At 60.5% G+C, this 15,124-nt stretch carries 12 protein-coding genes; 8 read left to right on the plus strand and 4 right to left on the minus strand.

All coding sequences use genetic code 11. From position 1 onward, the window contains the following. Window positions 1-136 precede the first annotated feature (136 nt). The 4 genes from ACL2XO_RS11310 to ACL2XO_RS11325 all read left to right on the plus strand — a co-directional run bounded on the left by ACL2XO_RS11310 (window position 137) and on the right by ACL2XO_RS11325 (window position 6,454). Window positions 137-2,254 (plus strand): SPFH domain-containing protein, encoded by a 2,118-nt coding sequence (locus ACL2XO_RS11310; protein ID WP_413742729.1) that lies wholly within the window; start codon window positions 137-139, stop codon window positions 2,252-2,254. Between the two features lie 23 nt (window positions 2,255-2,277). After that, window positions 2,278-3,303 carry a protease modulator HflC gene (gene hflC, locus ACL2XO_RS11315; protein WP_413723966.1) on the plus strand — a complete coding sequence of 342 codons (1,026 nt, stop codon included), beginning with the start codon at window positions 2,278-2,280 and terminating at the stop codon, window positions 3,301-3,303. An 8-nt stretch (window positions 3,304-3,311) separates the two neighbouring features. Further along, window positions 3,312-4,367: a protease modulator HflK gene (gene hflK, locus ACL2XO_RS11320; RefSeq protein WP_413723967.1), complete on the plus strand. Its 1,056-nt coding sequence runs from the start codon at window positions 3,312-3,314 to the stop codon at window positions 4,365-4,367. Window positions 4,368-4,558: 191 nt separating this feature from the next. Beyond that, window positions 4,559-6,454 (plus strand): heavy metal translocating P-type ATPase, encoded by a 1,896-nt coding sequence (locus ACL2XO_RS11325; protein ID WP_413726913.1) that lies wholly within the window; start codon window positions 4,559-4,561, stop codon window positions 6,452-6,454. 113 nt (window positions 6,455-6,567) lie between these two features. On the opposite strand, the gene ACL2XO_RS11330 is transcribed toward ACL2XO_RS11325, so the two are convergent. From ACL2XO_RS11330 to rpiB, 4 genes are all read right to left on the minus strand, one after another. Then, entirely contained in the window at window positions 6,568-7,272 is a 705-nt protein-coding gene (locus ACL2XO_RS11330) for a DUF2461 domain-containing protein (protein WP_413742730.1), read from the minus strand. 229 nt (window positions 7,273-7,501) lie between these two features. Continuing rightward, complete coding sequence (gene tkt, locus ACL2XO_RS11335) at window positions 7,502-9,499, minus strand: transketolase (RefSeq protein ID WP_413742731.1); 1,998 nt, start codon at window positions 9,497-9,499, stop codon at window positions 7,502-7,504. 18 nt (window positions 9,500-9,517) lie between these two features. After that, complete coding sequence (tal, locus tag ACL2XO_RS11340) at window positions 9,518-10,468, minus strand: transaldolase (protein WP_413723970.1); 951 nt, start codon at window positions 10,466-10,468, stop codon at window positions 9,518-9,520. Window positions 10,469-10,531: 63 nt separating this feature from the next. Beyond that, window positions 10,532-10,984: a ribose 5-phosphate isomerase B gene (gene rpiB, locus ACL2XO_RS11345; protein WP_132922305.1), complete on the minus strand. Its 453-nt coding sequence runs from the start codon at window positions 10,982-10,984 to the stop codon at window positions 10,532-10,534. 614 nt (window positions 10,985-11,598) lie between these two features. Between rpiB and ACL2XO_RS11350 the strand changes: the two genes are divergently transcribed. From ACL2XO_RS11350 to ACL2XO_RS11365, 4 genes are all read left to right on the plus strand, one after another. Next, window positions 11,599-12,369, plus strand: a complete 771-nt coding sequence (locus ACL2XO_RS11350; protein WP_132922304.1) for an SDR family oxidoreductase — start codon at window positions 11,599-11,601, stop codon at window positions 12,367-12,369. 29 nt (window positions 12,370-12,398) lie between these two features. Further along, complete coding sequence (locus tag ACL2XO_RS11355) at window positions 12,399-13,400, plus strand: dihydroxyacetone kinase subunit DhaK (RefSeq protein ID WP_413723972.1); 1,002 nt, start codon at window positions 12,399-12,401, stop codon at window positions 13,398-13,400. A gap of 3 nt (window positions 13,401-13,403) precedes the next feature. Continuing rightward, window positions 13,404-14,060, plus strand: a complete 657-nt coding sequence (dhaL, locus tag ACL2XO_RS11360; protein WP_413742732.1) for a dihydroxyacetone kinase subunit DhaL — start codon at window positions 13,404-13,406, stop codon at window positions 14,058-14,060. Between the two features lie 97 nt (window positions 14,061-14,157). Further along, on the plus strand, window positions 14,158-15,120 hold the full coding sequence (locus tag ACL2XO_RS11365) for a sugar-binding transcriptional regulator (RefSeq protein WP_132922301.1): 963 nt from the start codon (window positions 14,158-14,160) through the stop codon (window positions 15,118-15,120). Window positions 15,121-15,124: the final 4 nt, after the last annotated feature.

Genomic DNA, 15,124 nt, shown 5'->3' on the forward strand with positions numbered 1-15,124 from the left:
AGTCGTGCTTAATCGGAGTATGCCGTTTCTCCTCCCGCCATAGTGCGTTTCCGTTCTCGGAATGAGAATATTTTATGTGCCGGGCCGTGGAGCATAAAAGGACCCTCTTTCCCATGCAGCCAATGTTTGAGTAATCATGCGCGTTGATCTGGATGATGACACCGCCGATATCAAGGCGCTTCCACGCTTCCAGCGGGCCGCTTTCCAGGCGCGCGGCTTATATCGTTTCGCCCAGGCGCTGGCCGTGCTGTGCGCCATTTTATTGCTGGCGGCGCTCCTTATTCATTGGATTGCGCCGGGGTCGATTTGGCTGCCGCTGGTTTGCAATAATATCGCGGCGCTGCTGGTATTTACCGCCGCGCTGCTCTCCGTCCGTCAGGTGGCGGCCTGGCGCGCCGCGGCCCTGGCGCAAATTAACGCTTCCCCCGCTGCGCCGCTCCCGGCTGAAACTTCGGCTTCAATCAACGCTACCGCGCCGCCGCCGGCTGAAATTTCGGCTTCACACAGCGCTGCCGGGGCGCCGTCGGCTGTAACGTCGGCCTCAACCAACGCTGCCGGGATGCTTTCGGCCGAATCTCCGTCCCCAATCCCAATAGCCGCGCCAGGCCCGCATCCGGCTGACACGGCGGGCTCAGCGGAAGCGCCGCCGCCGGGCCGTATCGCGCTTTTTCTCTCCGCCCGGCTCCGTCGGATCGGTAGCGACCCCCTGTGGTTGATTGGTTTGTCGCTACTGGCGATGCTGCTGATACGCGGCGGCTGGAACGTCGGCGCCCGTATCGGGCTGGTGGATCAAACCGCCTATGTGGTGGTGGGCCTGTTGATTCTGGCCGCCTTCGGACTGCTGGTGCTGGAACGGCACCTGGCGGCCAGTCCGCCGGAACAATGGCCGGAAGCAGCGGGACTGATGCCCGTGGTGCGGATGGTTATCGCGGTGCAACTGCTCGCCGTGCCCTGTCTGCTTTTTGCCAATGCAACCTCTTCCTGGCCGGGATATCTGGCGAGCCTGACGGGCTTACTGCCGGCGCTGGTGGCGCTGGAGCTGATGGCGCGGGCGGTGCTCTCATTATTCACTCCCCGCCGAGAGCGTCAGGAGCCGCGCCTGGTTGGCGAAAGCATGCTGGCGGCGCAGCTGCGCTGGCCGCCCCGCCCGCTGCAGTTTTTTCAGCATGAGCTCCAGCAGCGCTTCGGTATCGATTTACGGCAGATTTGGGCCTTCACCTTTATGCGCAGGGCCTCCCTGCCGATTTTGGCGTTTCTGCTGCTGGCGGGCTGGCTGCTGACCGGCGTCACCGAGGTCCCCTTTAACGGCCGCGGCATTTATGAGCGCTTCGGCAAGCCGGTCAAGGTGATTGCCCCCGGTCTGAATATCGGGCTGCCCTGGCCGTTCGGCCGCGTACTGTCGGTGGAGAATGGCGTGGTTCATGAACTTACCACCGGTTCGGCGGATACCCCGGCCGGCGGCGTGCCGGCGCCGGCGGAAGGTCCGGCCCCGGACAGCGCCAATCGCCTGTGGGATGCCTATCACCCCAGCGAACGGTCCCAGGTGATCGCCAGCGCGGCGGGGGACAAGCAGAGCTTCCAGATTGTGAACATGGACGTGCGCTTTATCTACCGCATCGGGCTAAGCGATAAGGCGGCCCTGGCGGCCACCTATAATACCGCCGATATCCCGGCGTTGATTCAGAGCACCGCCAACCGGGTATTGGTGGATGATTTCGCCTCCCGCACCCTGGACGATGTGCTCGGCCACCAGCGGGCGGATTTGGCCGCCGACATCGGCAAAGTGGTGCAGGGGCGGCTCGACCAGATGAACAGCGGAGTGGAAATCCTGGCTATCGTGATAGAGGCCATTCATCCGCCGGCCGGCGCCGCTAATGCCTACCATGGCGTACAGGCCGCGCAAATCGCCGCCCAGGCGCTGATTGCCCGCGAGCGCGGCCAGGCGGCGGCACGTCTTGACGCCGCCCGGCTGGATGCCAGCCTGGTGGCCGATGGGGCCGCCGGAGCCGCCCATGAGAGCCTGTCCCGGGCGCAGGCCGCCGATCTGCGTTTCGCCGCCGAGCGCCAGGCGTGGCAGAACGCGGGGCAAGCCTTCCTCACCGAAACCTATTTCAGCCAGCTCGCCCTGGCGTTGGGAAATACGCCGGCATTGATCCTCGATCATCGCATCGGCGCCGGCGAGCCGCCCACACTTGATCTCAGAAGCTTTGTCGCCCCTATCGATCCGGGCGCCGGCAAAGCCAAGCCGCAATAAATGCCGGAGAATCTTCTTTGAGTATGTCACCGCCACCCGATCATGACGTCCGTGCTTCCCGCGCCAGGCTTTGGCGCCGTCTCGGCCTGTCCGCCCTGCTGCTGATATTCGTTATCGCCGCCGCCTGCCTGGTGCAGGTGCGCTCCGGCGAAGCGACGGTGATTACCCGCTTTGGCAATCCGGTGAGGGTGTTGCTAAAGCCCGGCCTGGCCTGGCGGCTGCCGCTGCCGTTTGAATCGGCGATCCCGGTGGATTTGCGGCTACGCACCACCTCCAGCGGATTGCAGGACGTGGGCACCCGGGACGGCCTGCGGATCATCGTGCAGGCGTATGCCGTTTGGCAGGTGCAGTCCGATCCTGACCATGTGCAGCGGTTTATGCGGGCGGTGCAGAATCAGCCGGACGAAGCCGCGCGTCAAATACGCACTTTCGTCGGTTCCGCGCTGGAAACCACCGCCAGCGGTTATCCGTTGGCGGACCTGGTGAACACCGATGGATCCAAGGTGCAGCTGGCGGACTTTGAACAGCGGCTGCGCGGACAGATTGAGCAATCCCTAGGACAGACCTACGGCGTGCGCCTGGTGCAGGTGGGCATTGAACGCTTGACGCTGCCGTCGGTGACCCTGGGCGCAACGGTGGACCGCATGCGCGCCGAGCGGGAAACCATCGCCACCGAGCGTACCGCGGAAGGTAAGCGGCGGGCGGCGGAAATCCGCTCCGCCGCCGAGCGCGATGCCCGCATTATCCAGGCGGACGCCTCGGTGAAAGCCGCGGCCATCGAGGCCCAGTCCCAGGTGGCGTCGGCGGAGATCTACGGCAAGGCCTATGCCAGCTCGCCGGCCCTGTATGACCTGCTGCGCTCGCTGGATACCCTAAGCAGTATCGTTAACAGCGGTACCCGTTTGGTGCTGCGCACCGATGCCGCGCCGTTCCGGGTGCTGGTGGAAGGGCCGCCGCGTTTAACGCCCGCTCCTACGGTCAAACCACCGTTGTCTCCCGTGGTGCCGCCTGCGCCGGCGGCGCCCGCTACCGGGTCGCGGCAGCCATGAGACGGCCGATGATAGGCGATATCGGCCGGGGCGGCCCCTGGCTTCAGGCCGGACGGGTGGCTTTCCTGGTCCTCTATGGGGTGACTCTGCTCACCGCCGGCGCCTGGCTGCTGAGCAATGTGCGGCAAATCGGTCCGGACAGCCAGGCGGTAGTGCTGCGTTTTGAAGCCCTGCACCGTATCGAGCACGCCGGCCTATTGCTGGCCTGGCCGCAACCCTTTGAACGGGTGGTGGTGCTGCCCGCCGCCGACCGGGTGATCGAACGCCGGGTCACGGCCTTGTTGCGTTCGTCGCAGGCGCAGCAGGCGGATTACGGCGACGCCCTCACCAGCGATACGCTGGCGGGTTCCGGCTATCTGCTCACCGGCGATGCGGGCGTGGTGCAGCTGGATGTGCGGGTGTTTTACAAAATCAGCGATCCTTATGATTATGTCCTGCAAGGAGTGCATATCGCACCGGCCCTCGATCGGCTGGTGGAACGCGCCGCCGTGGTGGTATGCGCCTCGCGGGATCTGGACACCATCCTGGTGGCCCGCCCCGAGCTGGTAAGCAACGACAGCGATGTGGTGGCGCGGCGGGAGCGGATGCGCGGCGATTTGCAGCAGAGCATCAACCGGAGCCTGATCGCGCTGAAGGCTGCCGGCAGCGGACTGGGAATCGAGATAGAGCGGGTGGATGTGCAATCGTCGCTGCCGGACAAGGCGGTGAGCGCCTTTAATGCCGTGCTCACCTCCAGCCAGCTGGCGGAGCAGGTGATTGCCGGCGCGCAAAACGATGCGGCGCGGGTAACCCAGTCCGCCAATCAGTCCGCCGACCGTACCCTCCAAATCGCCCAGGCCAGCGCCAGCGAGCGGCTGGCCAAAGCGCGGGCGGATACCGCCGCCATCACCAGCCTGGCCACCACCCTGGACAGCGGTACGGATCCTGATATCCTCTGGCGCCTGTATCGCGATCGCATTGCGACAATCTTTGCCAAGGCGGGTTCGGTAACCGGCATCGATCCCCACGAGGATGCGCACTTGATCCTGCAAGGGGTCGACAACGCTACAACGGTGAAAAAATGAGCGATCCGGCCATGACTCCACATTCCCGCGAACATCACGATGTTCACGATCGCAACGATGCTCACGAGCACGATGACGGCCATGGACATCATGATAGTCCCGGGCACGAACATCATGATGGCCATGAGCAGCACGGTAATCATGCACATCACGGGCATCATGGACACCATCATGCCCCCATTACCGGCACCATGCTGACCCGCGATGAACAGCGCGCCATAGCCCGTCAATTAACCCTGGCCATGATAGCCTTCGGCCTGCTGGCGCTGGGATTGATCTGGCGCTGGCTTGCCCCGGATCAAGAAGGGGTCGGCCAGCTGCTGCTGGGCGTCTCCTCGCTGCTGGTGGCCATACCGGTATTCCGCTCCGGCTGGTACAGCCTGCTGCATCCCACCCTGCACGGTATTACCGACCAATTGATAGCCCTGGCCATGCTCGGCGCCTGGGCGACCGGCGATTTGCTCACCGCCGCGCTGCTGCCGATCATCATGATTTTCGGCCACGTGCTGGAGGAACGCAGCGTTATCGGCTCCCAGGAAGCCATCGACGCCCTGGGCCGGCTGACCCGCAGCCAGGCAAGAAAAATCGCGGCCGACGGCAGCGTGCTTGAGATCGACAACGATCATCTGCGTCCCGGCGATCGGGTGGAAGTGCGGGCCGGGGATCGCGTGCCGGCGGACGGACGGGTACTGGAAGGACAGGCCAGCCTGGATACCGCGCCCATCACCGGCGAGTCGGTGCCATTGGAGGTCCGGCCCGGTATGACGGTGTTCGGCGGCTCCATCAATCTGGACGGCCTGCTGCGTATTGAGGTGACCCGCATCGGCGAAGAATCCACCCTGGGCAAGGTCATTGCCCTGATGCAGCAGGCCGAGGGGTCCAAACCCCCCATCACCCGTCTGCTGGAACGACACGCCGGACAATATCTGCTGCTGGTGCTGCTTATCGCCGCGTCCACCTGGTTCGTCACCAATAACGCCCAGGCGGTGCTGGCGGTGCTGGTGGCCGCCTGTCCCTGCGCGCTGGTGCTTTCGGCCCCGGCCACGGCCATCGCCGGCCTGGCGGTGGCGGCGCGCCACGGCATCCTGATTCGCAGCTCCGCTTTTCTGGAAGAACTGGCGGATCTCACCTCGCTGATTATCGATAAAACCGGTACTTTGACCCACGGCGCCCTGCGTTTGCAGGAAATTCGCACGGCATCGGCAGAACAGGCGGAGCCTGTCCGGCGACTGGCCGCCAGCCTTGGCGCCACCAGCAATCATCCCGTCAGCCGCGCGCTGGCCGCCCTGGTCCCGCAGGAGGATTATTATCCGTTAACGGATATCGCCGAGCGGCAGGGCCTGGGAGTGGGCGCCATCACCGCCCAGGGCGAGGCGGTGCTCGGCCGTCCTGAACTTTTTGCCCAACAGGGCATCGTCACGTTGCCGGTGCCGGAGCATGACGGTCCCATCGTCGGGCTGGCTCTGGATGGACGCTTTCTCGCCTGGCTGCTGCTGGCGGATACGGTTCGCCGGGAGGCCGCCGAGGCGCTGGACGAACTGCGACAGCTCGGCCTCGGCCGGCAGATGCTGCTCACCGGCGATCGCCGGAGCGTGGCGCAGAGCATCGCCGGGGCGGTGGGCATCGGCGAGGTGATATCCCAAGCGTTGCCGGAAGATAAGCTCACCCGCGTCACCGCCGAAATCCGCAGCGGTTTCCGGCCGATGGTGGTGGGGGATGGCATTAATGATTCGCTGGCGTTAAAGGCCGGAGTGGTAGGGGTCGCCATGGGGGCGGGCGGGGCCGATATCGCCCTGGCCTCGGCGGACGTGGTGCTGATTGGCAGCGACCTGCGCCGTCTGGGCACCTGCGTGCGGCTTAGCCGCCGTTGCCGGCGCACGTTGCATATCAACGTGCTGATCGGCCTGGGCTGGACGGTGCTCATCGTCGCGGCGGCGGCGTTCGGCCTGCTGGGGGCCGCCGGCGCGATGATCGCGGCGGTGCTGCATAACCTCAGCACGCTGGTGGTGCTGGGCAACGCCGGCCGCCTGCTGCGTTTCGATGAGCCGCTGGGACAGATTGAGAGGCGGGATCCGCGGCAGAAATAATTAACCGGCGCGCCGTTCCAATCCGCGCTATACGGCTCGCTCCTTTTGCACGGCGTCGCCGGCAAGATTCAATCCGCCCGTTTCAATGGATGACCCCTGATTCGTCGCGATTGTCACAGGTCTTCCAGCGGAATCTGCTTCATTATCTCCACCCGCATCAGGAGATGGTAAAGCGGCTCCAACTGCTGGAAAGCGCGCTGCAGGCGCGGCGCCAGCTCCGGTGAGAACAGCGACTCCACCGCCGTATCCGTCGCCATGACCGCGAAGGATTTAAGGTTGTACCAGGCGGCAAGGCGAGGGTCCTGATCTTTAATCAGCGGACGTTTGTAGCGTTCTCCCTCCAATACCAGGGGCGCGCGGCAGCAGGCCGCCGCTTTGGCGAACTCTTCCGGCTGGCGCAGCATCAGATGGCGGAAGCGATCCATGGTGGCCTTGCTGGCGGAATAATAGCCCAGTCCGTAGCGAAAACACTCCGGCGAGAGCTCAAAGAAATAGACCGGGGCATCGGTCCACTCTTTGGACTGACGTTTGAAACTGAGCCACATGCGGCTGCGAAACAGGGATTTGTCGTTGGAAAAGCGGGTATCGCGGTATATGCGCGACAGGGTTTTACCGATGGCCGGGCGCGTCTCGAACCGATCGTCGATTTTCAGCATGGCCGGCGCCAGGCTTTCCACCAAGGCCCGAAAAGGCATCAGCAGATTTTCATTGTAGATGCCGCGGTGGGACTCGAACCACTCTTTGCTGTTTTCGGTAACGATCTGCTGTAAAAACCCCAGCCCTGCCGGGGTGAACCCGTGAAATGAAGACAATTGCACAATGTATACCCTGCTATAAATAGCAAAGAATCTACTAGATCTCCGTCCCGGAAGTCTATCGGATCGTGGCAATGGGATCCAAAAGATAGGTTGATACTTGAGGGAGGGCTGGCAAACAATCCCGGGGCCATTATGGCGGGACAGGATGATAGAGGAGTAAATTACTAGGATCTAGCATCCTGTCCCGACCGGGCACATTGTTATCAAGCCCATCGGGTAAGGCTAACCATTATGCTTTCAGCAATGCGCCGGCTTTCGCCACTACGTTTTCCACGGTGAAACCGAACTCCTCGAACAGCTGCTCCGCGGGGGCGGACTCGCCGAACCGGGTCATACCGATAATGGCGCCCTGCAGGCCGACATATTTATACCAGTAATCCGCTATGCCGGCTTCAATGGACAGCCGGGCAGGGACCCCGGACGGCAGCACCGACTCCCGGTACGCCTCGTCTTGCCGGTCGAAGACATCGGTGGACGGCATCGACACCAACCGCACGCGATGTCCCTGTGCCGTCAAGCGATCCCAGGCCCGCGCCGCCAGGTCCACTTCCGAACCGGTGGCGATCATCAGCAGCTCCGGTATACCGCCGCAGTCCTTAAGCACATAGGCGCCGCGGCGAATATCCGCCAACTGCCTTGGGGTACGCGGCTGCTGCGCCAGGTTCTGGCGGGAAAGCACCAGCGCGGTGGGGCCGTCATCGCGCTCCACGGCATGCTGCCAGGCAATGGCCGTTTCCACCTGGTCGCAGGGCCGCCAGGTACTGACATTCGGCGTCAGTCGCAGGCTGGCCAACTGTTCCACCGGCTGATGGGTCGGTCCGTCTTCTCCCAATCCGATGGAATCATGGGTATAGACCAATACATTGCGCAGTTTCATCAGTGCCGCCATGCGCACCGCATTGCGCGCATACTCCATAAACATCAGAAAGGTGGCGGAATAGGGCAGAAACCCTCCGTGCAGTGCGATACCGTTGGTGATGGCCGTCATGCCGAACTCGCGTACGCCGTAATGGAGATAGTTGCCAGCCGGGTCTTCGGCGATGTCCTTGGAACCGGACCATAGGGTCAGATTGCTCGGCGCCAGATCGGCGGATCCCCCCAAAAATTCCGGCAGCATCTTGCCGAAGGTTTCCAGCGCATTTTGCGACGCCTTGCGGCTGGCGATATTCGCCGGATGGGCCTGCAGCGTTTCGACGTAATGCTGGGCCGCCGCGAACCAGCCGGAGGGCAATCCACCCGCCATGCGGCGTTTGAATTCAGCGGCCGGTTCCGGGAAAGCTCGGGCATAGGCGGCGAATTTTTCATCCCAGGCGGACTCAAGCTCCCGGCCCCTAGCCTTGGCATCCCATAACGCGTAAATTTCCGCCGGAATCTGGAATGCCGGCCACGGCCAGTTTAATGTCTCGCGGGTAGCCAGAATTTCCTCTTCCCCCAGCGGAGCGCCGTGGGCCTCACTGGTGCCTCCCTTGTGGGGCGAGCCGAAGCCGATGATGGTTTTGCAGATAATCAGCGACGGTTTATCGGCCACTGCGCGGGCTTCCTCGATAGCCGCTTTAATCGCCGCGCTGTCGTGGCCGTCCACGCCGTCCACCACATGCCAGCCATAGGCGGCAAAACGTGCGGCGGTATCGTCCTTGAACCAGCCTGCCACCTCGCCGTCGATGGATATGCCGTTATCGTCATAGAAGGCGGTCAGCTTGCCCAGGCGCAGTGTGCCCGCCAGCGAGCAGGCTTCGTGGGAAATGCCTTCCATCATGCAACCGTCGCCCATAAAGACGTAGGTGCGATGGTCGACGATATCATGTCCCGGACGATTGAACTGCGCCGCCAGAGTGCGTTCGGCGATGGCGAAACCCACGGCATTGGCTATGCCCTGTCCCAGCGGTCCGGTGGTGGTTTCAACGCCGGGGGTATAACCGAACTCCGGATGACCCGGCGTACGGGAATGCAGCTGGCGAAAGCCGGCCAGTTCCGTCAGGGGCAGGTCATAGCCGGTAAGATGCAACAGACTATAGAGCAGCATCGAACCGTGGCCGTTTGACAGCACAAAGCGATCCCGATCGGCCCAGCCGGGATTTTGCGGGTTGTGTATCAGATAGTCGCGCCACAGGACCTCGGCGATATCCGCCATGCCCATCGGGGCGCCGGGATGTCCGGATTTGGCTTTTTGTACCGCATCCATGCTCAGTGCGCGAATGGCGTTAGCCAACTCTTTACGGGGTAGCATAATCTTGCTCCTGGGTGGTTATAGTTCAGCGGCCAGCATATCTTCCAGCTTTTGCTGGTCCACGGCGAACAGGCGGATGCCTTCAGCCAGTTTTTCCACCGCCATGGCGTCCTGATTGTGCTGCCAGCGGAATTCCGTTTCGGTAAGCAGATCCGGATGAGGCAGGCAGCGGGCGGGCGGCGTCAGTTTTCGTTCAAGGGAAGCGTCGGATTTCTTCATCTGATCCAGCAATGCAGGGGAGATGGTCAAACGATCGCAGCCCGCCAGGGCCAGTACCTGCTCCACGAGGCGGAAGCTGGCGCCCATGATGACCGTAGGGTAGCGATGCTCTTTATAATATTCATAGATGGCCCGTACCGATTTAACGCCGGGGTCCTGCTCGGCGTCGTACGCGGCGGCGGGCTGCCTGGCCTGATACCAGTCATAGATGCGGCCGACGAAGGGCGATATGAGGAATACGCCGGCCTCGGCGCAGGCCCGCGCCTGGGCAAAGGAAAACAGCAGCGTCAGGTTGGTGTTGATGTGCTCTTTTTCGAGCTCTTCGGCGGCCCGGATCCCTTCCCAGGTGGCGGCGAGCTTGATCAGGATACGGGAACGGTCGATGCCCTGCTCTTTATAAAGGGCGATAAGCTTGCGCGCCTTGGCGATACACATGCCGCGATCGAACGACAGCCGGGCATCCACTTCGGTGGAAACGCGGCCGGGGACGATGTTGAGTATCTCCCCACCGATGTTCACCGCCAGTTTATCGCAGGCGTTAATCAGCCGGGTTTCCCTGTTTCCCCCCTGCTTGCGGGCATAATCAAGGGCGTCGTCAATCAGGGTATGGTATTGGGGCAGCGCCGCTGCCTTCAGGATCAAGGAGGGGTTGGTGGTGGCGTCCTGCGGCTCGAATTGCCGGATGGATTCAATGTCGCCGCTGTCGGCGACCACCACGGTCAGTTGCTTGAGTGCCTCTAACTGGTTCATTTTTATGCTCCTTAATCAGACTTCCCGGTCTGATTATTTCAGGAGGAGGAAGAGTGAGAACGCTTATTTTTCCGCCCCCTGCTGTTCGTAATAGTCAATCTTCGCCACCTTCGGTGCCGATCGACCCCCTTCAAACTCGGATCCCAGCCAGGATTCGATAATGCTTTTCGCCAGCTCCGGCCCGATGACCCGTGCGCCAAGAGTGATGATTTGCGCATCGTTGCTCTTGCGGGCCCGTTGCGCGGAGTAAGTGTCGTGGCACAGCGCGGCGCGGACGCCCGGAACCTTATTGGCGACGATACTCATGCCGATGCCGGTACCGCAGAGCAAGATGCCGCGCTGGTGTTTTTCATCCCTGATGGCGCTGGCGACCTGGAAAGCGACGTCGGGATAGGTTTCCCCTTCGCTTTTGCCGGTGAAATCCGTGACGGGTATCTGGCGGTCTTGAAGAAATTTAACCAGCACATTTTTCAGCTCAATGGCGGCATCATCTGCTCCAATAGCTATTGGCAGCATAAAATACTCCTTATTTGTAATAAAAAGGGTTTAAACCAGTAATGGAAGATCATTTTTCTACCATAACCATAATCAATCATATGTTCAATACATGTTCATTTATTTTTTACGATTTGACCAGTGATTTAACTCATTGAGTGATAATTATCGCAAAAATAATCCTTTAATAAGCCATTAACCTCTTTTTAAAATGCTTTTTGAACAGAGTCACACTTTCAAACGTCCCAACTAGGTAATTTTCAGTAAGGGGTTTATTGTTCATTTGTTCCGTAAGTATTCTTATGCTCATCGAGCGCAAGCTATTACAGCCGGAATCATAAGCGGGGGATATAAAGGAGCCGCCGCGCGGGCGTAACGGACGTGCGTGATAAAAGAGGGACGCCAATAACGTAACGATTCAGAAAAGAGTGCGATGATATGCCGGTATCCTGACGCTGGGCCAGCAAGGATACCGGCTTGTATTAATGGATTTCACTCGAGTAACGAATGAACGGATAGCGACGGGAAAAACGCGTTATACCGGTCGGGAAAAAACATCCGGATAATGAATATATCCAAGCGATTTCGCGTTGCTGAAAGATGACGGGTATAGGCCTGGTTTCTAGGAGGAACATATGACGAACGGTCAAAAAGAAAGACAAGGTGAATTATCACTGCGGGGCAAAGTGGCCCTTATTACCGGCGGAGCGGCGGGCATCGGACACGCCATCGCCGAACGCTTTTTGCAAAACGGCGCCCGGGTGGCCCTGCTGGACTTCGCGGCGGACGTCGCCGGTATAGCACAGCAGCTCAGCGAACATCATGCCATCGGCATTCATACCGATGTTACCAGCAAGGCTTCGGTGCAGCAGGCAGTGGCCCAGGCCAAGGAACATTTCGGCCACCTCGATATTCTGGTGAACAGCGCGGGGATTGTCGCGCTGCAACCGGCGGAAGACCTGTCGGAAGAGTTCTGGGACCGCACGATGGCGGTAAATCTCAAAGGGGTATTTCTCGCCAGCCAGACGGTGGGCGCCCATTTTATCGCTCAGGGCAGCGGCAGCATCATCAACATGGCGTCGCAGGCCGGCGTAGTGGCATTGCCTAATCATCTGGCCTATTGCGCCAGTAAAGGCGGGGTCATCAGCCTGACCCAGGTGCTGGCATTGGAATGGGGACCGCATAACGTGCGCGTCAACGCCATTTCTCCCACCGTGGTGCTCACCGAACTGGGGCGTAAAGCCTGGTCGGGAGAGGTGGCGGAAGAAATGAAGCGGAAAATCCCGCTGCGGCGTTTCGCCGAACCGCAGGATATTGCCGCCAGCGCGCTGTTTCTCGCCAGCGATGCCGCCAGTATGATCACGGGCGCCAATCTGGTGGTGGACGGCGGCTATACCATTCAATGAGTTAACCTTCAGGCAAAGATGAGGTCAAGATGAACAGGATTATTAACGATCCGGATCAGGTGGTGGAAGATGCCCTGCAGGGATTCCTGAAAGCCTACCCGGAATATTACACCGCCACCGAAAATCCCCGGGTGCTGAAAACGCCGGCCGCGCCTATTGCCGGCAAAGTGGGTATAGTAACCGGCGGCGGCAGCGGCCATGAGCCCGCTTTCCTGGGCTATGTGGGCAAAAATCTCCTTGATGCGGTGGCCATAGGCGAAATTTTTTCCTCTCCCACCGCCGGCGCTTTTCTTGATGCGTTCAAATCCGCCGATGGCGGCGCGGGGGTCGCCTGCCTGTACGGCAACTATGCCGGCGATAACATGAACGTCAAAATGGCCATTAAAAAAGCCACCGCGGCGGGCATCGCGGTCAAGACCGTGGTAGCCAACGACGACGTGGCGTCCGCGCCCGCCAGTGAAAAGGAAAAACGGCGCGGCGTGGCGGGGGAAATCCTGATGTGGAAAGTCGGCGCTGCGGCGGCGGCGAAAGGCTATGACCTGGACGGGGTAATAGCGGCGGCGCAGAAAGCCATTGACCAGTGCCGCTCCATCGGTATCGGCTTAAGTTCCTGCACCATTCCGGCGGTGGGTAAGCCCAATTTCTTTATCGAAGACGGCACGATGGAGATCGGCATCGGCCATCACGGAGAGCCGGGGGTGGAAATTTCTCCCATCCAATCCGCGTCCGCCATGGCGGAGACCATGCTCAATCTGGTGCTCAACGACCGGCCCCTGGGCAAAGGGGATGAGGTGGCGCTGCTGATTTCCGGCCTCGGCGCAACGCCTGTTATGGAGCTGTATATCTACTACGCCGAGATTGAAAAGCGTCTGAGCGCTCGCGGGGTGGCTATCCACCGCCGTTATGTGGGCAACTATTTTACCTCGCTGGAAATGATGGGGGTGACGCTGACGGTGATGAAGCTGGATGATGAACTGAAAGCCCTTATCGACGTACCGGTCCAATCGTTGGGTTTGACCCAGGTGGAATAAATCATGGCAGAGCAGATTTCAACGCAGTATGGTAGCGAGATCGTAGCGGATCTGGTGAATGTGATCGTCGGTAACCGGGAGTACCTCAGTGAAATCGACGGCGCGATTGGCGATGGCGATCACGGCATCAATATGTCCAAAGGTTTCACCTTATGCGGCAAGGCCATCAACGGCAAAGCGCTGACCCTGGCGCAGGCCTTCGATGCCCTGTCCGACGCGCTGATGGAAGGTATCGGGGGATCCATGGGGCCGCTGTACGGCAGTCTCTTTATGGGCATGGCGGACAGCGTGCGGGATAAGCCGTTTCTGGATAAGGCGGCGTTTGCGGCGATGCTGCGCGGCGGCTTGACCGGATTGCAGGATATCAGCAGCGCCGGCATCGGCGATAAATGCCTGATGGATACCCTGATCCCGGCGGTGGACGGTTTTGAACGTTCCGTGCTGCAGGGCGACAGCTTCAGCCAGGCGCTGGCGCAGCTGAAACTCAACGCGGCCCAGGGACGCGACTCCACCCGTGATCTGGTGGCCAAAATAGGCCGTGCCAGCCGTTTGGGCGAGCGTTCGCGCGGTGTGCTGGATGCCGGTGCGGTATCCTGTTGCCTGCTGTTGACCCAGCTGGCCGATACGGTGGAGCGACGATTGGCGTCGGTGGCGGTGTAGCGTCGGTATAAAAGCGGGCTTGTGATTTTCTATTCCCTCTTTCACAATGGATGAGGGATTAGAAGATGCAGGCTTGTCATGAGGAAACGGGTGATAGATGGAAAAACAAACGATATTCCAAGATAATGAACTACTGACCGAGATTGCCGTTGCTTATTATCAAGACGAGATCACCCAGGAAGAGATAGCAAATAAATTCGGCATTTCCCGCATCAAGGTTGGTCGTCTGCTTAAACGCGCCCGGGAAGAGGGCATCGTCGAAATCACCGTCCGCTATCATCCGGTGTTCAGCTCCAGGCTTGAGCAGCAGATGAAGGAGCGTTTCCCCATCAGCCGCGCGCTGATTGCGCTTGATTACCAGGACGAGGACGAACAGCGTCGCCAGGTGGCGGCCCTGGTGGCGAATTTTCTGGCGCTGACGTTGAAAGACAATATGGTGCTGACGGTGGGACAGGGCCGTAACGTTTCGGCCGTGGCGGATCATATCGGGCAGGTGCCGGAAAAAAATTGCCGGTTTATCTGCGGCATCGGCGGGACCCATCGGCCCGGAGATGCCATTAACGCCGATCATATCAGCCGTCGGATGGCCAGGAAATTCGGCGGCATCAGCGAAACGCTTTATGCGCCGGCCTATGTGGAAAATCGCGCCCTTAAACAGGCGTTCATGCAAAACGGTACGATCAAGGATACTCTCGATCGCGCTCGTAAAGCCGATATCGCCCTGGTGGGCATCGGTGATATGAATGAAAACAGCTATATGGTCAAGCTGGGCTGGTTTACTCCCCATGAGATTATCGATGCCAATCTCAACCAGGGCGTTATCGGCGATATTGCCGGTTATGATTTCTTTAATGCCCAGGGGATTCATGTGGATACGGTGATGAGCGATCGGGTGATCGGCCTGAGCATCGAGGAGCTACGGAATATTCCCTGCGTGATCGCCATTGCTTCAGAGAATACCAAGGCGCTGGCGATACTGGGCGCCCTGCGCACCGGGGCCATCAATATCATCGCCACCAGCGCCCAGAACGTGCGGACCATTATCAACCTGTCGCAATAACGGC

It is taken from the genome of Sodalis sp. RH15 (assembly GCF_047324255.1).
GTDB lineage: Bacteria > Pseudomonadota > Gammaproteobacteria > Enterobacterales > Enterobacteriaceae > Acerihabitans > Acerihabitans ligni.